This window comes from Candidatus Bathyarchaeota archaeon A05DMB-5, from assembly GCA_019685655.1.
Taxonomy (GTDB): domain Archaea; phylum Thermoproteota; class Bathyarchaeia; order Bathyarchaeales; family Bathycorpusculaceae; genus DSLH01.
In genome coordinates this window covers 171,460-192,150 of record JABFQP010000004.1, presented here as the reverse complement: position 1 = coordinate 192,150, position 20,691 = coordinate 171,460, and the positions used below count along the sequence as shown (strand labels likewise).

Below are 20,691 nucleotides of genomic sequence, written 5' to 3'. Positions count from 1 at the left end.
AGAAAAGGTCATCTTACTTTTATTTGGTAGTTTGTGTTGGAAAGTTCCTTTTGTGTTTTGTTAAAATCCTAAATATGGGTTTTCATAAGTGTTAAGGGTGGTAATGGAGGTTTGAAAGATTGTCAGTAGCGCAGAGAAAATTCTTCACCGAAGTCACAGCGTTAGTTGACAAAAGCGTGGTTGTTGCGACTACGACTGGAAAAACCTATAATGGAACATTAATCGGCATTAACCCCGACACTTTAAGCTTATGTCTAGGCGAAGCAAAAGATGAAACAGGAAAAGCCTTGCATAGAGTTTTCCTAAATGGAGCTACAGTAGCCCAAATTATAAGCGTGGAAAAACCCTTCGACATGAAAGCGCTCGCAGACCGTTTGGAAAAAGTATTCCCAACAATGGTGAGGCTTTACGAGGATAAAGGGTTCATATGGGTCATGGACAAAGTTAAAGTTACAGAGAAAGGTGTCGTTGAAGGTTCTGGTCCAGCGGCTGAACGGGTGCAGAAAGTCTACGAGCAGTTCATCAGCGACATTAAAGGATAACGCTTGCAAAAATGACTTTTCATTCCTTCCTTTCTTATGTTTCTCTGGGCAATAAATGAAGAATGATTATTATGGCTGATGAACTAACCCAGATAGAAATCGAAAGTGAGAAGGATTTTCATAGGTTAGTTAGAGAGTTTTTTCCTTACCCAGATTTTCGTCCCTTTCAACTTAAAGCAATACGATTTGCTTTTAATGTAATTAAAAATGGAAACTTAGGCTTGCTTTCTTCTCCATGCGGCACTGGAAAATCCATTTCAGTGTTAACCGCTTTCTTGATTGCTAAAGAGTCTGACTCTTCAGTTGGCAAACTTCTCGCATTAACCCGCACCAGAAACCAGCTTGAAATCTACTGCAGAGAACTTCAAAGCATTAAGAAACACTGTGACTCAAGCTTTGTCGCTTCAGTTTTCAAAAGCAAAAAAGAACTGTGCCCCCAAATTATAGAAGACCCAAAACTTAAGAACCTAAGCTACCGCGATTTCCTCTACTATTGCAAAGACTTAAAGGAAGGCGCTTTCGAAAAAACATGCAAATACTACGATAGAACCTACACTGATTGGAAACCAAGCCGGCACACCTTCAACGTCGTTAACAAAATCAAAGAAGTCGGTCCATTAATGCCCGAGGAAGTCTACGAAATCTGCCAAAGCCAAGAACTCTGTCCCTACGAAGTGACAAAAATCCTAACGAGACACGCCGACATAGTAATTGGCAATTACAACTACATTCTTGTAGACGCCATTAGAGGCTCAATTCTCGGCAAGGCTGGACTGCGAACAGAAAACATAAACTGTGTTTTCGACGAAGCACACAGCTTGCCCTATTACGCATCTGGAATCTTTTCAGACGAACTCTCATCAACAAGCATCAAGCGGGCATTGAGAGAAGTCAAAGACTTCGGCTTGGATGATTATGGCTTTTTAGACGCGTTACACAATGCGCTTTTAGAGCTTGGAAAAACGGTTTACAAAAACTATGGATTAGATGTTGAACACGTTATTGACACAGACAAAATAATCAACGCCTTATCCAAAAACCTTCGAATAGAAACTGGCAAACTGAAAGAGTTCGCTTCTGAGCTTCTAGAAAAAGGTGAATACATACGGCAAAAAAGGGCTGAAGTAGGCAAAAGCCCAGTGTCCTACCTTTCTCGCTGTGCAGGCTTCTTGCTAAATTGGGTTAAACTTTCTGGTTCGGCTTATGTGCGTTACGTTAAAGTTGAGCTTGACAGAGAAGGAAGAAGACATGTTAGAATTGGAATTAAGTGTCTTGACCCTTCGGTTGCTGCAAGTGTCATCAACGAACTTCGCTCTGCCATATTAATGTCCGGAACGCTTTGGCACGCAAACTATTACATTGATGTTTTAGGCATCGACCGAAAACGCTGCAGAAACATGGAACTTCCCAGTCCGTTTCCGCCAGAAAACAGGCTTATCCTAGTGGATAAAGCAGTTACAACACAGTTTGAAAAACGTAATGAAGCGCAATGGAAGCGAATAGCAGACCACTTAACACAAATAGTCCAGCAAATCAAAGGGCGGGTAGCCGTTTACTTCCCTTCATACGAAATAATGCGCCAAATAGCCAAGCTAGCAGAGTTTGATTCTCCTTTGGTTGTTGAAGAAAAAGGCACAAAAATTGTGGATGTGCTCCGTTTCTTAAAAAACAACAGAGAATGCGTCGTGTTCGGCGTCGCCAGGGGCAAAATTAGCGAAGGAGTCGACATGTCCACTGAAGGAAGAAGCATGCTTTCTTCGGTTGTTATCGTTGGCTTGCCATACCCAAAGAGAACAGAACTTCAAGAAGCGCTATACACGTTTTTTAGAGAAAAATTCGGAGACAAAGCCTTAGAATATGCAAATGACATTCCATGCTTAAATGCGTTGGCGCAGTCTGCTGGAAGACTTTTACGCAGTCCGGAAGATAAAGGCGTAATTATCATAATGGATGGACGAGCTGCTGGACAGTTTAGACTGAAGCTTCCAAAGGAATGGAGAGAAGAAATGAAGCCTCACATGAAAATAGAGAGCATCCTCAGCAAAATCGAAGACTTCTACACTCCTTTCTAAATTATATATTTGCGATTTTAGACGAACCAGCGGAATTTCTGCTCTTCCTTCTTTTGTGGTTCAACGACAGTTCTAATCAAACCGAAAGACTCCAGTATTTTTTGGGTCTTCTCCGCAGCCACATCCAACTTTGACAAGTCAACATTCATGTTCAAATACTTGTTCAGCACCGACAAAGCATAACGCGTAGCGTTAGCGTCAGGATAAGTTCCTGGTGTTTCGACTAAAAGCGAGAAACCTTTGAAGCCTCTGAGCCTGCCAAGCCCTACTAGAAGCCCAGCAACGCCGAAGATTTGTCCAACCATCATCTTCGTTCCCAAGCTTAAGGCTTCCTTTGCGGTCTCAGCGTCTGTGGCTGCGCAGTAAACCTGTGGAATTTCCTTTATTTCGTCTTGTTTAAACCCGCCTAGGGTGACTAGAAAACGGCAGTCTAACTCTTCCGCTATGTCCAAAACGCGTCCGCAGAGCTCGTATTGCCCAAAAGTTGTTAACGCTTGGGTGTTGCCATACCATATTATTAAGTCGCGACCGCCGCCGTCTGCCTTGTAATAGTAAAGCTCGTTTATTGGTGAACGTGCGCCTCCAGTTTCGGTTGTCACAGCCAAGTCTTGAAAAGAAGCGGAGAGAATCTCGGCGAAAAGTTTGGCTTTTAACTCGCTGATTAAATGTAAAGAGGCAATGTTGGCTACGAATCCTATGCCTGGCAAGCCCTCTATCAGAACTGGATTGTTAAGTTTTGGTTTTTCATAGATTTTAATTGTGCAAACCATGCTTTTAGCCTCTGTCTGCTGTGAACAGGGTAATGTAAACAAAATCACAATTATAAACATGTTCTGCTCGATATGGCGTTACGTCCAGCCCATAATTGTTAAATAGACGGTTGACATTTTCGAAGGATGGCTGGTTAGCTTGACTAGGGGCAACGAGATTGCAACGCTTTATGAGTTACGGACGAGACATACTGCTTCTTTCCATCGTTTTCTTAGTTTGCTCCTTAACCCTCAACCTGATTAGTCCAATATGGCCAATTTATATTACTGAACTTAACGCTTCCATGACAGAACTTGGCTTTGTCTTTTCTGTTTCAAATGCTTTTGCGGCTGGTGTGCAGATTTTCAGCGGTTTCCTCTCTGACAAGTATGGTAGAAGAAAAATTCATGCTTTGGGAACGTTACTGGCTGCTTTTCCGCCTTTAATGTATGCCTTAGCCAACAATTGGGTGGATTTGGTGCCTTGGGCGATGCTGAGTGGTTTCGCGACGGGTTTGTATATTCCGGTTCGTTGGGCAATTGTGGCGGATGCTTCTGCAAACGGTGGAATGGCTTCGGCTTATGGGTGGACGAACATCTCATGGTTGGTTGGCTCGACAGTGGCTCCTTTTTTGGGTGGAGCAGCCGCGGATGCTTTGGGTATTCGTTTTCCTTTCTTTGCGTGTTTCATTTTGATATTGAGTGTTTTTCCGTTGACGCTTCTGATGCGTGAGACTCGGAGAAAGCCACAAGCGAAAGCTGAAAGCGTAAATGACGCTGACAGCAGCGTAGCTGGGAAATATTTGTTTGTGCTTGTTATGTTCTCGTTGATTAACATAATTCAAGGCGTCGGCATCGGCGCGACTGGACCGGTGATTTCGGTTTTTGCTAGGCTGAATTTTAACTTGGATTACACTTTAATTGGAATATTGTATGCTGTGGGTTTTGGTGTTGCTTCGATTGTTGTGCAACTTCCAGGCGGCAAGTGCAGTGACCGATTTGACAGGAGAAAGGTTATGTTTTGGACGTTTTTGGTGTCTTCTCCGTTTTTCTTGTTGTTTGCTTATTCGCACAATTTTGCTGAATTGGTTCTTTTTATGTTCTTGTCTAATGCTTTGTTGAATATGTCTTGGCCTGCTTTTCAGACGCTTATGATGGATTCTACGCCTCAGTCACAGTGGGGCTTCGTTAATGGTGTCTCGGCGACGACATTTTGGGTTGGGTTGATAATTGGAAATGCTTTGAGTGGTGTTCTCTGGGATGCGTGGGGGCAGTTGGCGCCTTTTTACGCTTCTGCCTTAACAATAGGTGTGTCTGCGGTTTTGCCGCTTTTTCTGGAAGAAACGAGAGCGAGGAAGAAGGGTGGAGCTATTCAAAAGTGAGTAGTTTTGCTTTTTCTAGGTCTCTGAGAAACTTTAGTGCAAGTTCTGGGCTGGTTTCGTTGTATTCTGCTGAGACTGCTGTTAGAATTTGATGTGCGTTTCGTTTTCCGTCCATGAAGTTTATTAGTTCACCTATTTTTTTGCCGAATTGGGGGTCTTTCTCCCAGATTTCCTCGTACCATTCGTATTCTTTTTCGCCTAAGGTTTTCTTTAGTATGTCGAAGTTTAATGTGCCTTTGAACAAGCGTTTTGGAACTAGTTTTTTCAGTTCTTTTTCTGGTTCGGTTTCTTCTATGGTTGTTGGAATGGTTAAGGCGGATGTTTCTGTGATGAAGTTTAGAGTTTCTTCTATTCTTGCGGTTTTTTGTTTGCCTTGGTTTGTGATTTCTTCGCAGAGTCCACTTATGAAGGCGGTTATTTTTGGTGTTTGTGCGAGTTTTTGGGTTGATTTGGTTGCTTCTTGTTCTCGCCATGTGATGTGTGCTATTTTGTTTTTGTAGTATGTGGCTGTTTTTGTGAGTTCTTTGGCTAGTTCTTCTGGTTTGTCTTTAAGTTTTGGGTCTTCTTTTTTCTTGAACAGCGTCTCGATTGCTTCTGTGGTTGCGTTTTCTAGGCGGGTTATGCCTTTTGAAGCGGTTAGCTGTGCCAGTAAATATGCGGTTTCGGCTGTGGCGTTTGCAAGTGTTAACGCGGCAACTGTGGTTATCCAGCCTACGCGTTTGAGGCTGTCTTCGCTTACTTTGTCAATTGTGTCCATGCTTGTGTGGTAGTAGAGATCTGGCCATTGTAGCAGCATCACGCATGGGGCGTGTACGGTTGCTTCTGTGAATTCTGCGTGGTCGCTTCCTCCGCTAAAGGCTGTTGCTGCGTAGCGGAAGGTTGAGCTTGAACCGAAAGCGGTTGGCGAGTCGAATTCTTTGGTGGACTGTTCAATTAGGCTGTAAACGTAATCGTTCAAGTAAGATGGGCAAGAGTCTGGTGTGCAGTCCAAGTTTAGCGTGGATTTGCAGAGTTCCTGGTTTTGTCCTACCATGTCCAAGTTTATGCCCGCTATGAAATGGTTGAACATGTCTTCGTGTTGGCTTAGGTATGCGACTGTGCCTAGTGTTTCGGGAACCCAGAAGAAGCGTATGGTTCTGTCTGGCGGTTGGATTTTGCCGCTGTTTATTAGCATTGTGACTGTGCGTGCGATTTCGATTAGTAAGCCGCTTCCTGAAGCGTTGTCGTTTGCGCTTTGTTTTGGGTGGCACAAATGCGCTATGAGGAAGATTTCTTCGTCTGGCTTCGACTTGCCTTTTATTGTGGCGGTTACCACGTCTGAGTAGCCGCTGAAAAGTTGCGCGTCCACTTTTGCCTTGAGTTTCACGGGTTTGCCTTTCGCCAACAAAGCGCGGAGCATGTTGCCTTGGCGTTTGGATAGGCTGAAGCCGAATGTTACTTTGTCGATTTCTTCGGCTTTTGGCCATATACTTTGATAAGCATGAGCGTCTGGTATGTCGAGGCTTTCGCGGACTCCGGGCATTTCGTAGGTTAGCGTGTCTGTTATTACTGCTAAGGCGCCGCGTTTCCGCACTGCTTCTTCGTGAACCGTATGGGCTCTACCTGTGGCGAGGACGAATTTGCCTTTTACGTCTTTGCCTTCGTAATCTTCGGGTTTTGTTCCTTTGCCCACGTCTATTAGCTCTGCGGTTACACCTTCGGGCGGCGTGGCTTTGCTGTATGTGTGCAAGCAAGTGGGTACGTCCTCGTAGCGTACGATTAGGCGTTCTTCTGGCTCGACGAGGTGGAGTTCTGCGCTTTTGGCTGTCCAGCCAACGGGTGAAGTGTGTGTCCAGTATTGGGTTTTGCCGTCCGCCGTGAACTGTTCGATTACAGCGTCTTTTAAGCCTATTTTTAACAGTTCATTTCTGACGTATTCTGCGGCTTCATGAAACATTGTGGAGCCTTGAATGCGATGAAAATGCGCGATTTGCTCAACAAAACCCTTAGCAACAACACCAGAAATTTCGTCTTTGACAAGTTTATTTATACTCATCTATTATTCACTACCTGTTGAGTAGCTAGAATTGTTTCGTCTAGTTAAGGTTTTGGCGTAATTTGCCGTAGAAAAAGAGAGGGTAAGAAGTGTGTTCGTCTTAATAAATTTGTATTCCGTATTTTGACCGTAAGTAGTACGCTGTTATTGTCATGTTTTGAGTTAGATTTATATTGCGTGGGTTTGCTGTTACGCCGTCTGACCATTTCTGGAACGTGTAGATATAGTAGGTTCCAGGCATCCATTCTTCTTTGAGAAAGCTTCTTTCCGCTTCAAGTGTGTGTGCCCGTTGCTAGGGTGACGACCACTGGAGTGTTTGCGTATGCTATGTAAGCTTGTCCGTCTATCCATACAATGACTCCTTCTGGAGGTGCTTGTGGAACACACACTGTCAACTGCGCGTGTCCTGATGTTATGCTTAAGTTGAATGTGTATTGCCCTTCACCAGTATATCGTGAAACGCGTATGCTCCAAACGCCCCCTATTTCGGCTCGGTGGTTGATGCTTTCCATCTGCCCAGCACCGTTGTAAGAACCATACACGTTTCCGTCTGGACTGTGGACTTCTAATTGGAAATCAGCAGTGGATGGAGGAGTCATGGTCACGTACATCCAGTCTCCAACCGTGATAGTGAAATTGTAGAAGTCTACCGTGTCGGTTGGACTTGGATAGTATAGGGTGCCTTTGTATGAGCCTGGCGAGATTGGTAAAGCTGTTGAAGGAGTGTTGCCAGCATCTGTACCGCTACCTGCGTCATTTTGAGGTCTGGCAAATGATAAGCTTGGAAGGATAGCGAACAAGATGAGAGTTACTGCCGCTAGAGCTACTAATTTTTCTTTTCTCATAATTTCAATCTCCAGAAAGCAAAGTTTTCGTGTGTCAATTTCACTATTTTTGTTTTTCCAACACTGTTGGTTAAAGAATGTGGTGAAAAAAAATAGAAAGATGCTGATAATTTCGGCAATATGCCCCTGTTGAATATCTCTGAGGAAAACTCAGAATTGAAATCAGACGTCCCTTCTTGCCGCAATTAACCTCTTAGCTCAACAAATAAACGCATTTTTCTAATTTACCTCATTTGTCTCTCTAAACTAAAGCAATGTCTTAAATATTCATAGTTACAAACACATAACAATCTCCAACAATCTTTCCATGCAAACATTCTGATATACTTTACGGTTCAACCACATACTCTGTCCACATTTTTATAAGCACGTTCATTCTGATTCTGTTTAGGTTTGATAATGAATTTTGAGGTTAGGGAGCGGGATTTGCTTGCGAGGATTGGTAGGTTAAAAACTAAAAGCGGTATTGTTGAGACTCCTTTGTTGTTTCCTGTTGTTAACCCTTCTATTCAGCCTATTCCGCCGAAAAGGATAATGACTGAGTTTGGCTTAAACGCGTTAATAACCAACGCTTACATAATCCGCAAGCGTTTCCATGATCAGCCTATACAGCAAGGCTTACACAAGTTTTTAGGCTTTGACGGTGCAATAATGACGGATTCTGGCGCCTACCAAATCCTCGTTTACGGCAACATAGACATCACACAAAAAGAAATAATCCAATACCAAGAACAGATAGACACGGACATCGCTACAATCCTAGACATTCCAACAGGCTGGAAAGTCACAAAAACCCACGCACAAAACACAGTAAAAGAAACACTAAAACGTGCACGACAGCTTTTCAAAACCAAAACCCGCGATGACATCCTATGGGTTGGTCCAGTCCAAGGAGGCAAACATCTAGATTTAGTGGCTAAATCCGCCCGCGAAATGAGCAAGTTGCCCTTCCAAATTCACGCTTTAGGAAGCCCAACAGAAGTCATGGAAACCTACCGCTTCGACGTACTCGTAGACATGATAATGACTGCAAAAATGAACTTGCCATCAGACAGACCCTTACACCTTTTCGGTGCTGGACACCCCTTCATGTTCGCATTGGCAATAGCTCTCGGATGCGACTTCTTCGACTCTGCAGCCTACGCCATATACGCCCGCCAAAACCGCTACATGACAGACTCGGGCACACACCATTTAAACGACCTAGACTATTTCCCATGTACATGCCCAAAATGCGCAAAGGTGACGCCGAAACAAGTTTTGGAAATGCCCAAAAACGAAAGAGAAGTCTTCCTTGCAGAACACAACCTATACGTCTGTGTTGCAGAGCTAAAACGCATAAAACAAGCCATAAAAGACGGACGTCTATGGGAACACCTGGAAATGCGAGCCCACGTCCACCCCTCACTGCTCCAAGCGTTAAAACAATTAAAGAAATATGAAGAATTCATCGAAAAACATAGCCCAACAACAAAACCAAGCGGACTCTTCTACTATAGCTCAGTAGGATTAATGCGACCAGAAATAGTCCGCCACAAAAAACGCTTAACAGAAAGATACACACCACCCAAAAACGCAAAAACTCTCTTGCTTGTGCCACAGACACGAACAAAACCCTTCCACAAATCACCAGAATTCAAACAAATCCAAAAAAGCCTCAACAAAAACTTAAACGACATGCACATTTGCTTTTACGCTGCGCCTTTCGGAGTAATCCCAATCGAACTCGACGAAGTTTACCCCCTCTCACAACACGAAACCGCCATGCCACTCGACAAAGAAACAATAGAATACGTCGCAAACCAAATCGCAAACTACATCAAACGCACAAACTACAAAACCATAACGCTAATACACTACCCACAAAACTGGAACAAAACCATATTAAAAGCGTGCAAAAAAGCCTGCAAACAAAAACCCATCACACTCAAAATCCTAAACACAAAATAGCTTCGACCTAACCAACAACCCAAACCCTAACCACAATTTCAACCTATTTATAAGGGGGGCTATAACTCTCCGCGCACAAAAAGAACACAATCGCCTAAACATTCAACTTCTGCCTTATCGCATTCCGCTTCTCGTCCGCCAAAGGACCAAATTTCTTAATACGCTCAGTAAACATCGAAAACAACTCCGCAGCCTTCTTATAAACTGGCAAAGGCACATAACTATACCGCACACGCATGCTTTCCACACCAAACTGCGCCAACTCCCGACCCAACTCAATCATCCGCTTCTTCGTAAACTTCTCATCAATCTCCTCACTACCTTCAATCACCAAAACACCATCTGCACCAAAAGCAAACGCACTAAGCAAATGCTTCCTACCCAAAATCGCCGTAGAAGGAACCGCGATAATACGAATATTCTCCGGATAATTCGCACGGTCCAAACCCAAAAAGTCCATACCTGTATACCCAACATTCTTATCCACAAACGCCACAACCCGCACTTCGCCAGCATCCTTATCCGCAAGCACTCCACGCAACTGCGCAAACAACTGCCTACTCGTCGAATTCCGAAAATCAATCGCTTCCTGCGGACAAACAGGAATACAAGCACCGCACCCAACACACTGAAACGGGTCAACCTTAGCCTTACCATTCTGCATCGTTATCGCATTAACTGGGCAAACAGGCACACATGCTTGACAACCGTTACACAAATCCGCAATCACAAACGCCTTCTCCGGACTCGTAGTAACATAATCACTCTTCAAAAACAAAGCCGCCTTAGCAGCAGCCCCCAAACCATCACTAACCGTATCACGCACATCCTTCGGACTCAAAGCGCAACCACAAGCAAAAATTCCAGTAACAAGCGAATCCACAGGGTCAAGCTTCGGATGCTTCTCAGTTATGAAACCATCCTCACCAATCGAAACCTTCATCTTCTCCGCAAGCTCCTTCAAACCCTTAGGAGGAACCATGGGCGTCGCCAAAGCAACCATGTCAAACTCTGCTTCGCCAACCTCACCAGTCAACGTGTCCTCAGCCTGAACCACAAGCTTACCATTACTGTTATTCTTAAAAACTTCCGCCACTTTCCCACGAATAAAAGTAACACCAGCTTCCTGATCACGCCAATACAAATCCTCATAACCCTTTCCAGTAGCCCTAATATCCGTATAATAAATCGTAACATCAATACCCAACATCTTCTTCAACACAAAAGCCTGCTTCAAAGCGTACATGCAACAAATGCGGCTACAATAAGGAATATATTTCTTATCACGCGAACCAGCACACAAAACAATCGCCACACGCTTAACATCAATGCCATCCGCACGCTTAACATACCCACCAGTTGGACCAGTCGCAGAAACAAACCGCTCCAAATCCATCATCGTAATAACATCCTTGTAAACACCATAACCAAAAGTCTCAAGTTTACGCGCATCATAAAGCTGATAACCAGTAGCCAAAATTATGCCGCCAACCTTCAACTCCACAACCTGCCCAGCATCATCAATATTAATGGCTTTAGCAGGACAAAGCTGCTCACATTTACGGCACTTGTTACAAGCCTCAAAATCTATCACATAAGCAGAAGGAACAGCCTGCGGAAACTCAATGTAAGCCGCCTTTCGCTTCGACAAACCCTCATTAAACTCGTCCGGAACAGAAACCGGACAAACCTTAGCACACACACCACAACTTCTACACTTCTGAACATCCACACCACGCGGTTTCATAAACACCTTAACATTATAATTACCAGGACGCCCACTAACTTCTTGCACCTCAGCATAAGTAAGCAAATTAACATTCGAATTCCTACCAACCTCAGCCATCCTCGGCGTCAAAATACACTGTGCACAATCTAAAGTTGGAAAAACCTTCGTCAACTTCGCCATGTTCCCGCCGATACTCGGCTTTCGCTCAACCAAATGCACTTTATAACCCAAATAACCAAGCTCAAGCGCAGCCGTAATCCCAGCAATTCCACCGCCAACAATAAGAATTTCCCGCGAACCCTTCTCGCTGATAGTTTCTAAAGGCTCAAGCTCCTTACTCCGCTCATAACCACCCCTAATCAAGCTTACCGCTTTCTTCGTAGCTTCCTGCGATGGATGTGGACCCATAACCCAAGAATCTTGTTCTCGAATATTCACAAACTCAAGCATGTAAGGATTTAACCCAGCCCTTTCCAGCACGCTTTGAAAAGTAGCAAGGTGCATACGCGGCGTGCAGCTAGCAACTACAACTCTGTCCAGATTCTCCTTTTTTATGGCTTCAATAATCATTTCCTGAGCTGGTTTAGAACATAAATACTTGTGATATTTGGCTACTGCTACACCTTCCCAATTTTTAATTGCGTCAACAACTGCTTTAACGTCCACAACGTCGCCTATGTTTCCGCCGCATTCGCAGACGAAAATCCCGATTCTCGGTGTTTTCTTTTCCATTCTTGACAATCTCCGCTTTCCATGATAGTTTTAGATGATACAAGGGAAAACACTTATTAAAAATCTTATGCCCCCATTTAGTTAAAAGTGATGTTGAACATGAACGCTCAAGAACTCGCACAGAAACATAAACTTCTCGAATGCATCCAATGTGGAACATGCACTGGAAGCTGTCCAGTAGCAAGAAAAGCTAACTTAAACGTTAGAAAATACATGCGCGAAGTCGCCACACTTGGCAAGTTAACAATTCATCCGCAGAATGAGTTGTGGAGTTGCACGACATGCTCCACATGCGGCGTGCGATGCCCAAAAGAAATAAACCCATACGAATTTCTAATTGACATTCGCAGCATGGCTGTCGAAGAAGGACAAATTGCACCGACAATTCGCGATGCATTGGAAAGCATATTCAAAAATGGCAACCCTTGGGCACGAATTCGGAACAAACGTTCAGAATGGAGTCAAGGCTTAAATCTCAAACATATTTCGCAAGGCGCAGAATTCCTCTATTATGTTGGTTGCACATCAGCCTATGACCCGAGAGTGCAAAGCGTAGCCAAAAGCCTCGGGGCGTGTTTTCAGAAAGCCGGATTAAACTTTGGCGTGTTGGGCGATGAGGAGACGTGTTGTGGAAGCGAAGTTTACGGTATGGGCGAGAAAGGCTTGTTCGATTTTCTCGTTGAAGAAAACATGAAAATTTTCAACAAATACAATGTAAAGCAAGCTGTAACAAGCTGTCCTCACGGGTTTCACGCATTCAAGAATAGATATAATCAAACAAGCGTTGAAATGCAACATCACACGCAACTACTTGCAAAACTGATAGACGAGAAAAAACTAGTTTTCACAAAAGAAGTTAACAAAAAAGTAATCTATCACGACCCATGCTTCCTCGGAAAACAAAACAACATCTACGAAGAACCACGCAAAGTCATCGAAAGCGTGCCAGGAGTTAAACTGTTAGAATTTGACCGTTCAAGAGCCAGAAGCCTTTGCTGCGAAGGTGGTGGTGGAAGACTTTGGGTTGACATTCCAGGTCCACGTTTGGCAGAAATCCGCGTTAAGGATGCTGTTGAAGCTGGAGCGGAAATTTTGGCTGTGGCATGTCCATTCTGTCTATTAACCATAGAAGATGCTGTTAAGACGACTGGAAATGAGGGCAAAATCCAGATAATGGATATAGCGGAACTGCTTGCTTTGGCGATTTAGCTTTTCTTTTATATTATTTGTTGTTGGATTTTTCAGAAAAATCAGAATATCCAGAAAAGCCTAAATATTCTGCTTTGCATTGTCTCTAAAGAAGTGAAAACATGAGTAACAATAAGGGATGTTGCAAAGTCGACGCGGTAGTGACGGTTGATTCTAAAGGACAAATCGTTCTGCCAAAAGATTTACGAGAAAAAGCCAAACTGAAACCAAACGATAAATTAGCAGTTATAGGATGCGAACACAACGGCGAAGTATGCTGCATCATGATGGTCAAAGCTGAAGCACTTGGAAACACAGTGAAAAACATGCTTGGACCAATATTGAAGGATGTTTTTAAGTAAGAAGGTGTTAACTTGGTAAGAGAAGAAAAGATCAAGAAAATAGTGAGAAAAAGCTACGCTAAGGCTGCTAAAAGAGAATCTTGCTGCTGCGGCAACAGTTCAGAATGCAACACAAATTATGAGAAGATTGGTTACAGCAAAACAGAACTGGAATCGCTTCCCGAAGGCGCCGCTTTCAGTCTTGGATGTGGAAATCCAGTAGCGCTTGCATCACTTAAGAAAGGCGAAACAGTTCTTGACCTTGGTTCTGGCGGCGGACTTGACTGTTTTCTTACAGCGAAAAAAGTTGGAGAAAAAGGACACGTCATCGGCGTTGATATGACTCCTGAAATGATTGACAAGGCAAGAGAAAACTGTAGAAAAGGCGGATACAAAAATGTGGAGTTTCGACTTGGAGAAATTGAGAATCTTCCAGTTGCAGACAACACAGTTGATGTTATCATTTCAAACTGCGTCATCAACCTTTCACCAAACAAAAAGAGAGTTTTCGAAGAAGCCTTCAGAGTGCTAAAGCCTGGTGGAAGATTAATGATTTCTGACATCGTCTTGCTGAAAGAGCTACCCAAAACGATAAAGGAAAACGAGCAAGCATACGTTGGCTGCATTTCCGGAGCAGTGATGAAGGCCCAATATCTCGAATTAATCAAAAACGCTGGCTTTCAAGACGTTAAGGTTGTTGAAGAAACACGTTTCCCCGTAAATTTCGTTGTTGACGACCCATCTGCAAAGGCTATGATGAAAGATTTTGACATTTCACTGGAAGAAATGAAAGAATACGCTAACTCAATTGCCAGCATCAAAGTCTACGGCATAAAACCAAAATAGCAACACACAATTACGAATAATTCATAAACAACAACCTCCCAACTATTGTTCTTGGGAAAAGCACATGGAAAATTGGGAATTAATAATCATTGGCGCTGGGCCTGCTGGACTTGCCGCTGGAATTTACGGCGCAAGAAGCGGTCTAAAAACACTCATTTTAGAAGGAAAAATGGCTGGAGGCACAGCTGTGGATGCTCCATTAATTGAGAATTATCCTGGATTTCAAAGCATAAATGGAATGGAACTGGCACAGAAGATGGCAGCGCACTGTAGAGGCACAGGCGTGACAATCCGCGAATTCGAAAGCGTAATTGGCTTGGACCTTAAAGGCGAAAAGAAAATCGTGAAAACCAACAGAGCAGTTTACGAGGCAAACGCTGTCATCATTGCGTCTGGTTCGCATTATCGCGAACTTAATGTTCCGGGCGAAAAGGAATTTCGCGGGAGAGGTGTTAGCTATTGTGGAATCTGTGATGGCCCATTATTTAAGGATAAGCGTGTTCTCGTTGTTGGTGGTGGAAACTCAGCGGTGATGACGGCTTTATATCTTGCTGGACTTGCATCTGAAGTTAAAATTGCTCATCGCAGAAGCGAGTTTCGCGCTGAAGAAGCTCTTGTTAAAGATTTGGCTGCGAAAAAGAACATTGAAATTTTGTGGAATACTGAAGTGCGGGAAATTCAAGGCGAAAAACTAGTTACAAAAGTAATATTGTTTAATAATCAAAGTGGCGAAACCCGAGAGATGGCAATCGATGGCGTTTTCATTCAAGTCGGCGAGGACCCAAACAGTCAATTGGCAAAGGAGGCTGGTGTTGAAGTTGACGAGCGTGGCTACATTAAAATCGACATTTTCCAACGCACAAATGTTCCTGGAGTTTACGCTGCAGGCGACGTTACAAATCACCCCGTCAAGCAAGTTGGAGCAGCAGTTGGGCAAGGCATAACGGCAGCATTAGAAGCTTATGGGTACATTAGGAGACCATATTACAAAAAATAGGGAATGCTGCAAAACTATTATATCGTTGCAAATCCATTTTGAAGATTTCTAAGCGCGGTTGACACATTAAGGAACTGAAAGCAGTTAACATTGGAGAAGTGTCAAGGATGAATGAAAAATGCGTTAGTGCAGTAACTATCAATCAAGATTACTGTAGCCGTTGTTCAATTTGTTATTCAGTCTGTCCGTATGAAGCTATAACGCGAGATGCTGAGACTGGCAAAGTCGAAATAGACATACAGAAGTGCCAAGTTTGCGGTATATGTTACAGTGCTTGTCCAGTTTTTGCCATTGAAATGGTATACTATGACTACAATACACTAGTAGATTACGTGGACTGCATGAGGAAAAAGGTGAAGAGTGACACGCTTGTTTTGATGTGCCGTGGAAACTCGCCTTCAACGTGTGAAATTGAAGAAATCTTGGCTGAGCAGGGCTTAAGCGTCAAGGATTATGTTCCCTTGCGTTTGCCGTGTTCTGGGCGTGTTCCAACAGAATTCATTTTTAAGGTCTTGAAATCCGGCATCAAGAATGTTGTTTCGGTTCAGTGTGAAGATGCGTTCTGCCGTTTTAAGGAAGGCACGAAGATTAACACGAGACGGCTTCTTTTGGGCAGAAGTGTGCTTGAACAGTTGGGTTTCAGCAAAGACGCCGTGAAAGTTGTGAAGTATTCTCGGAAAGTTGTTTATGAAACTGAAAAATGTGTTGGCTGCGACAAATGTGTTTTCATATGTCCATACGCTGCTATTGAAGCTGAACCTTTCGCGACTCCCAAAATACTTTACGATTACTGTATGGGCTGTGGCGCGTGTCAACTTGTTTGTCCACACCATGCCATTCAAGTTAAAGGTTTCGAGTTTGAAAATGTTCTAAAACGTTATGGAGAAGCCGCTAAAAAACTAAAGGTTGGAGGAAAAACACCAGTAATATTGGTGTTCAGTTGCCAATGGTCAGAGTTTAAGGCTTTGGATGACCCTGAAAGCGAGCTTTTCAAGAAGCGAAATGCTGTTGTCTTGGAGGTTCCATGTTTTAAGGCGCTTGACCCAGTACACGTTGTTAACGCGTTGCAGAACGGCTTTGACGGCGTAATGGCAGTTGTGTGCTCTGCAGAAGACTGCAAACTGCAAGAAGGAAGGGACACGGCAGAAAGAAACACGACAGTGCTAAAAGACGCTTTGAAAAAAATGGGTTTGCAAGAACGTTTTATGCTTTTTGAAGCTTCTCCAAGATGCGTAGGTGACTTTAACCAAAAGTTGGATGTGTTTTGGAAACAAGTTACGGCTTTGCCGCCTTTGAAACTGGTGAAAGTGGAGGCTTAGTGGATGTATAAGATTTTGAAGAATGAAGAGTTGGCTCCAAAGATTAAGTTGTTTGAGGTTTATGCTCCTGAAATGGCTGAGAAGGCTAAGCCTGGACAATTCATTATTGTGATTGTTGACGAGAAAGGCGAGCGTGTTCCGCTTACTATTGCTGATTACGACGCGAAAAAAGGGACTATCTCTTTTGTTTTCAATGAGGTTGGCAAATCCACTAAGCAGTTGGGGCTTTTGAAGAAAGGCGATAGCATATGGAACATTACTGGTCCGCTTGGTAATCCTTCAGAAATTAAGCATTTTGGGCGGGTTTTGTGTGTTGCTGGTGGTGTGATGATTGCGCCTATGCGTTTGCAAGTTAAAGCATTGCGTTATGCAGGTAATGTTGTTGTCACGGTTGTTGGCGCGCGGATTAAGGATTTGCTTTTCTATGAGGATGAAATTAAGGCGTTAAGTAATGAGTTTTACGTGGCGACTGATGATGGTTCTAAGGGGTTTAAGGGTTTAGATTTTCTTAAGGATGTTCTTGCTAAGGAGAAGTTTGACCGTTGTGTTGTTATGGGTCCCGTTGTTATGATGAAGAATGTTAGCGAAATCACGAAGCCTTTTGGTATTCCAACAGTTGTGACTTTGACGCCTATCATGGTTGATGGTATGGGAATGTGTGGCGTTTGCAGGGTCACTGTTGACAGGAAAATGATGTTTGGGTGTGTTGATGGTCCAGAGTTTGATGGACACAAGGTGGATTTTGACGGTTTGATTAAGCGTCAACGCATGTTTCTGCCAGAAGAGCGTTTAAGCTCGCTTTTATGGGAGTTGCATGGAGGTTGCCGTTGTGGCGGAAAGTAAGTCTAAACCCAAAATTAAGAAGGAAGCCGTGCCGATTCCCAAACAGAAACCTGAAGAGCGTAGGCATAATTTTAATGAGGTTGCTTTGGGTTATACCGAAGAGCAGGCGCTTGAAGAAGCGAATCGTTGTTTGCAGTGTCCAAAGCCGCAGTGTGTTACTGGCTGTCCAGTTGAGATTGAGATTCCAGCTTTTATCAAATTGTTGCGTGAAGGCAAGTATGAGGAAGCCATAGCGAAGATTAAGGAGAAAAATTCTTTGCCAGCCATTTGTGGGCGTGTTTGTCCTCAGGAAGAGCAGTGTCAGCTGAAGTGCGTTGTTGGAAAGGTTGGCGAGCCAGTTAGTATTGGGCGTTTGGAGCGGTTTTTGGCTGATTGGGAGAGGGAACGCGGCTTTAAGGTTCCAGAAATTGCGAAGCCAACTGGGAAGAAGGTTGCGGTTATTGGTGCTGGTCCTGCTGGTTTGACGGTTGCTGCTGATTTGGCTAAGCTTGGGCATAAGGTTGTCATTTTTGAGGCTTTGCATTTGCCTGGTGGCGTTTTGGTTTATGGTATTCCTGAGTTTCGTTTGCCGAAGAAGATTGTGCAGGCGGAGGTTGATTATATTCAACGGTTGGGTGTGGAGCTTAAGTGTGGCTTTTTGGTTGGGCGTACTTACACGATTCCAGAATTACTTAAAGAGCGTGGTTTTGACGCGGTTTTTATCGGGACTGGTGCGGGTTTGCCAGCGTTTATGAATGTGCCTGGTGAGGATTTGGGTGGGATTTATAGTGCGAATGAGTTTTTGATTAGGGTTAATCTTATGAAGTCTTATGCGTTTCCGTGTTACGACACTCCAATCCGCATTGGAAAGCATGTGGTTGTTATTGGCGGTGGCAACGTAGCCATGGATAGTGCGCGTTCTGCTTTGCGTTTGGGTGCTGAGGAGGTTTGTATTGTTTATAGGCGTTCAAGAGAGGAACTGCCAGCAAGGAAGGAAGAAATTGAAAATGCGGAACAGGAAGGTATAGTGTGTAAGTTTTTGGCTGCGCCTACACGGTTTATCGGCGACGAGAAAGGCTGGGTTAAGCAGATGGAGTGTATCTGCATGGAGTTGGGTCCGCCTGATGAGAGTGGTAGGCGTAGACCTGTGCCTGTTAAGGGCAGCGAGTTTGTTATGGATACTGACACGGTGATTGTTGCGATTGGTAGAACGCCTAATCCGATTATTCAGCGCACTACGGAGGGTTTGGCGGTTACGAAGTGGGGCACGATTGTTGTGGATGAGAATGGTAAGACGAGTCTTGAGGGTGTTTATGCTGGTGGGGATATTGTGACTGGTGAGGCGACTGTGATTAGTGCTATGGGTGCTGGGAAGAAAGCGGCGAGGGCGATTCATGAGTATTTGATGAAGAAGTAAGTGCTTGTGAAGGGTATAGACCCCCCTTATTTATAGGTTGAATTTTTTTGGTGAATTGTGTTTTAATGAGAAAAATGGGGTGTGTTATTGTTTTCTTTTTCTTTTGTAGGTTGCGGCTGTTAGGGTTGTTGCTGTCATTAGTGCTAGTATGGGTATTGTGGGCGTGTATTCTGGGATTACGTGGTAATGAGGCATGAATCCTAGTTCTTCTGTTGATATTGTGTTGTGAGCGTTGTCTTCTGCTATGATTATGTAGGTTATTGTTGTGCAGTATGGGAAGGCTGGTATTGTGGTATTCCAGATGTCTGATATGTAAAATTCCATTGCTTGGGTGAACCATGTTCCGTTGCCGGTCGTATAGTTTAGCGTTACCTGTTTTACTCCGCTTTGGTCGTCTGTCACGTTGGCGTAGACTATTACCGTGTTGGTTGGATACACGTTGTCTTCGTCTGGTTGTTGGTAAACATCGTTTATTGAGGGAGGGGTCGAGTCTATTTCTATTTTGAATAGGTATAGGCTATCGTAGCCTGGTCCAGCCATAGCTACTGTTGTGCCCGCAGTGGACATTGAAACCATGTTTGCAAAAGACAGCAGTGTAATGTTGCCTATGATGTTACCATTTGCTGTTAAGAAGTAAGCTGCATAATCGCCTGATGAGGGGTCCATTGTTGGAACCGCCATTATGCTTCCGTCTTTGCTTATTGCTATGTCGTACACGTTTGTTTCGGTTAGGTTTATCCAGTCTTCGTCTTGTGTTCCTGTGCGTGTTCTTGCGTTTGCCCAGTAGTGCACACTTGTAAAGTAGATGCCCCCTGTTACTACAGTGTCGCCGTTACCGCTAGCGCCTACGCAGCTGAACGAGCCTGGGTTTGTCCATGTTGCTTCTGGGTCGCCTGTTAGGTTTGTGGCGTTTGCCCAATAGTACAGGGTTGAAGGGCTAGGTCCGTAGTCTATTGCTGCTACTGTGTAGCCATCATCTGACAGTGCCAATTCCGTTATTGTGCTGGTTAGTTGATTCTGTGCCATCCATGTTGGCGATGGAGTTCCTTCAAGTGTATCGGCGTCTTTGAAGAAAATTACAAATCCGCCTTCGTATCTTGCCCCTCCGCCTGCTAAGTATTTGCCGTTTGGTGAGATGTGAACAGTGCGGTAATCACTTACGCCTGCTGTGTAGGTCCATGTTGGGGGTTGGTCTGACCCTGTTCGTGCTGTGCATCCAGCGTAGTACCATATGCTTATGCCTGTCCCGCCTACTACGGTGTAGTTGCCGTTTGCCGACATATCCAAGGTGCCCTTCTCTACTGGTCCAGGACCCATGCCAATGCTTGTCCATGTTGGCGCAGTTTGGCTGCCTGTTCTCTGGGTTGACTGGTTAAAGTAATGTAGGTGCCCATTAGTGTCGCCTGCTACTACGTAGTCACCGTCAGCTGATATAGCCACGGAAATAAGTGTGCCTGCTTCTGGCTGGTAAGACCATATTGGGTTGGGGCTGTCAGCATCGAAATAATGTAAGCCAGTGTCGTTTACTGCGGCTAGGTAGTTGCCGTCGGCTGAAACTGCCACATCGTATACTTCCATGAGATTCGTCCATAGAAGTTGCACGGTTGTTTGCGTGGCGTCTGCGTGGTTTGTTGAGATAAGTTTTGCACATAATAAGGCAGATACTAGTATTGTCAATGTTAGGGTGAGAACGATTTTTCTTTTCATGACACATCACTCCACTAT

The 20,691-nt window shown here is 44.1% G+C and carries 17 protein-coding genes; 11 read left to right on the top strand and 6 right to left on the bottom strand.

Annotation, left to right across the window (positions count from 1 at the left end):
• The first annotated feature begins 119 nt into the window (after positions 1–119).
• Together HM003_06920 and HM003_06915 are read left to right on the top strand one after the other, a co-directional pair.
• The gene (locus tag HM003_06920; protein MBX5329063.1) at positions 120–542 is read left to right on the top strand and encodes an Lsm family RNA-binding protein; all 423 of its coding nucleotides are present in this window, start codon (positions 120–122) and stop codon (positions 540–542) included.
• Positions 543–613: 71 nt separating this feature from the next.
• Positions 614–2,614 carry an ATP-dependent DNA helicase gene (locus tag HM003_06915; protein MBX5329062.1) on the top strand — a complete coding sequence of 667 codons (2,001 nt, stop codon included), beginning with the start codon at positions 614–616 and terminating at the stop codon, positions 2,612–2,614.
• Between the two features lie 17 nt (positions 2,615–2,631).
• On the opposite strand, the gene HM003_06910 is transcribed toward HM003_06915, so the two are convergent.
• On the bottom strand, positions 2,632–3,384 hold the full coding sequence (locus tag HM003_06910; GenBank protein ID MBX5329061.1) for a proteasome assembly chaperone family protein: 753 nt from the start codon (positions 3,382–3,384) through the stop codon (positions 2,632–2,634).
• A gap of 158 nt (positions 3,385–3,542) precedes the next feature.
• On the opposite strand from HM003_06910, the gene HM003_06905 reads away from it, so the two are divergent.
• A complete protein-coding gene (locus tag HM003_06905; protein ID MBX5329060.1) occupies positions 3,543–4,745 on the top strand; it encodes an MFS transporter in 1,203 nt (400 codons plus the stop codon).
• Here the strand turns inward: HM003_06905 and HM003_06900 are convergent.
• From HM003_06900 to HM003_06890, 3 genes are all read right to left on the bottom strand, one after another.
• Positions 4,732–6,780 (bottom strand): DUF4910 domain-containing protein, encoded by a 2,049-nt coding sequence (locus HM003_06900; GenBank protein MBX5329059.1) that lies wholly within the window; start codon positions 6,778–6,780, stop codon positions 4,732–4,734. The genes HM003_06905 and HM003_06900 overlap by 14 nt on opposite strands.
• 100 nt (positions 6,781–6,880) lie before the next feature.
• Positions 6,881–7,021 carry a hypothetical protein gene (locus tag HM003_06895; protein ID MBX5329058.1) on the bottom strand — a complete coding sequence of 47 codons (141 nt, stop codon included), beginning with the start codon at positions 7,019–7,021 and terminating at the stop codon, positions 6,881–6,883.
• Positions 7,022–7,052: 31 nt separating this feature from the next.
• Positions 7,053–7,625: a hypothetical protein gene (locus HM003_06890; protein MBX5329057.1), complete on the bottom strand. Its 573-nt coding sequence runs from the start codon at positions 7,623–7,625 to the stop codon at positions 7,053–7,055.
• Positions 7,626–8,024: 399 nt separating this feature from the next.
• Between HM003_06890 and tgtA the strand changes: the two genes are divergently transcribed.
• Positions 8,025–9,575 (top strand): tRNA guanosine(15) transglycosylase TgtA, encoded by a 1,551-nt coding sequence (gene tgtA / locus HM003_06885; GenBank protein ID MBX5329056.1) that lies wholly within the window; start codon positions 8,025–8,027, stop codon positions 9,573–9,575.
• Positions 9,576–9,669: 94 nt separating this feature from the next.
• On the opposite strand, the gene HM003_06880 is transcribed toward tgtA, so the two are convergent.
• A complete protein-coding gene (locus HM003_06880) occupies positions 9,670–12,036 on the bottom strand; it encodes a 4Fe-4S binding protein (protein ID MBX5329055.1) in 2,367 nt (788 codons plus the stop codon).
• Positions 12,037–12,135: 99 nt separating this feature from the next.
• Here HM003_06880 and HM003_06875 point away from each other — a divergent pair, with 99 nt between their 5' ends.
• The 7 genes from HM003_06875 (at position 12,136) to gltA (ending at position 18,966) form a co-directional block, all read left to right on the top strand.
• Positions 12,136–13,245 carry a (Fe-S)-binding protein gene (locus HM003_06875; GenBank protein MBX5329054.1) on the top strand — a complete coding sequence of 370 codons (1,110 nt, stop codon included), beginning with the start codon at positions 12,136–12,138 and terminating at the stop codon, positions 13,243–13,245.
• Between the two features lie 101 nt (positions 13,246–13,346).
• The gene (locus HM003_06870) at positions 13,347–13,586 is read left to right on the top strand and encodes an AbrB/MazE/SpoVT family DNA-binding domain-containing protein (protein MBX5329053.1); all 240 of its coding nucleotides are present in this window, start codon (positions 13,347–13,349) and stop codon (positions 13,584–13,586) included.
• Between the two features lie 12 nt (positions 13,587–13,598).
• A complete protein-coding gene (locus HM003_06865; GenBank protein MBX5329052.1) occupies positions 13,599–14,411 on the top strand; it encodes an arsenite methyltransferase in 813 nt (270 codons plus the stop codon).
• Positions 14,412–14,475: 64 nt separating this feature from the next.
• Complete coding sequence (gene trxB, locus HM003_06860) at positions 14,476–15,408, top strand: thioredoxin-disulfide reductase (GenBank protein MBX5329051.1); 933 nt, start codon at positions 14,476–14,478, stop codon at positions 15,406–15,408.
• A 107-nt stretch (positions 15,409–15,515) separates the two neighbouring features.
• Positions 15,516–16,727, top strand: coding sequence for a hydrogenase iron-sulfur subunit (locus HM003_06855; GenBank protein ID MBX5329050.1), 1,212 nt, complete (start codon positions 15,516–15,518; stop codon positions 16,725–16,727).
• A gap of 3 nt (positions 16,728–16,730) precedes the next feature.
• Positions 16,731–17,570, top strand: a complete 840-nt coding sequence (locus HM003_06850) for a sulfide/dihydroorotate dehydrogenase-like FAD/NAD-binding protein (GenBank protein ID MBX5329049.1) — start codon at positions 16,731–16,733, stop codon at positions 17,568–17,570.
• On the top strand, positions 17,542–18,966 hold the full coding sequence (gltA, locus tag HM003_06845; GenBank protein MBX5329048.1) for an NADPH-dependent glutamate synthase: 1,425 nt from the start codon (positions 17,542–17,544) through the stop codon (positions 18,964–18,966). Before HM003_06850 ends, gltA begins: the two co-directional genes overlap by 29 nt.
• A gap of 84 nt (positions 18,967–19,050) precedes the next feature.
• Here gltA and HM003_06840 read toward each other — a convergent pair whose 3' ends face one another.
• Positions 19,051–20,673, bottom strand: coding sequence for a WD40 repeat domain-containing protein (locus tag HM003_06840; GenBank protein ID MBX5329047.1), 1,623 nt, complete (start codon positions 20,671–20,673; stop codon positions 19,051–19,053).
• Positions 20,674–20,691: the final 18 nt, after the last annotated feature.

Bases quoted from the DNA above. Each gene is read 5' to 3' on its own strand.
- HM003_06915 (MBX5329062.1), top strand. From the start codon at position 614: ATGGCTGATGAACTAACCCAGATAGAAATCGAAAGTGAGAAGGATTTT.
- HM003_06910 (MBX5329061.1), bottom strand. From the start codon at position 3,384: ATGGTTTGCACAATTAAAATCTATGAAAAACCAAAACTTAACAATCCA.
- HM003_06900 (MBX5329059.1), bottom strand. From the start codon at position 6,780: ATGAGTATAAATAAACTTGTCAAAGACGAAATTTCTGGTGTTGTTGCT.
- HM003_06895 (MBX5329058.1), bottom strand. From the start codon at position 7,021: ATGCCTGGAACCTACTATATCTACACGTTCCAGAAATGGTCAGACGGC.
- HM003_06890 (MBX5329057.1), bottom strand. From the start codon at position 7,625: ATGAGAAAAGAAAAATTAGTAGCTCTAGCGGCAGTAACTCTCATCTTG.
- tgtA (MBX5329056.1), top strand. From the start codon at position 8,025: ATGAATTTTGAGGTTAGGGAGCGGGATTTGCTTGCGAGGATTGGTAGG.
- HM003_06880 (MBX5329055.1), bottom strand. From the start codon at position 12,036: ATGGAAAAGAAAACACCGAGAATCGGGATTTTCGTCTGCGAATGCGGC.
- HM003_06875 (MBX5329054.1), top strand. From the start codon at position 12,136: ATGAACGCTCAAGAACTCGCACAGAAACATAAACTTCTCGAATGCATC.
- HM003_06870 (MBX5329053.1), top strand. From the start codon at position 13,347: ATGAGTAACAATAAGGGATGTTGCAAAGTCGACGCGGTAGTGACGGTT.
- trxB (MBX5329051.1), top strand. From the start codon at position 14,476: ATGGAAAATTGGGAATTAATAATCATTGGCGCTGGGCCTGCTGGACTT.
- HM003_06855 (MBX5329050.1), top strand. From the start codon at position 15,516: ATGAATGAAAAATGCGTTAGTGCAGTAACTATCAATCAAGATTACTGT.
- HM003_06850 (MBX5329049.1), top strand. From the start codon at position 16,731: ATGTATAAGATTTTGAAGAATGAAGAGTTGGCTCCAAAGATTAAGTTG.
- gltA (MBX5329048.1), top strand. From the start codon at position 17,542: ATGGAGGTTGCCGTTGTGGCGGAAAGTAAGTCTAAACCCAAAATTAAG.
- HM003_06840 (MBX5329047.1), bottom strand. From the start codon at position 20,673: ATGAAAAGAAAAATCGTTCTCACCCTAACATTGACAATACTAGTATCT.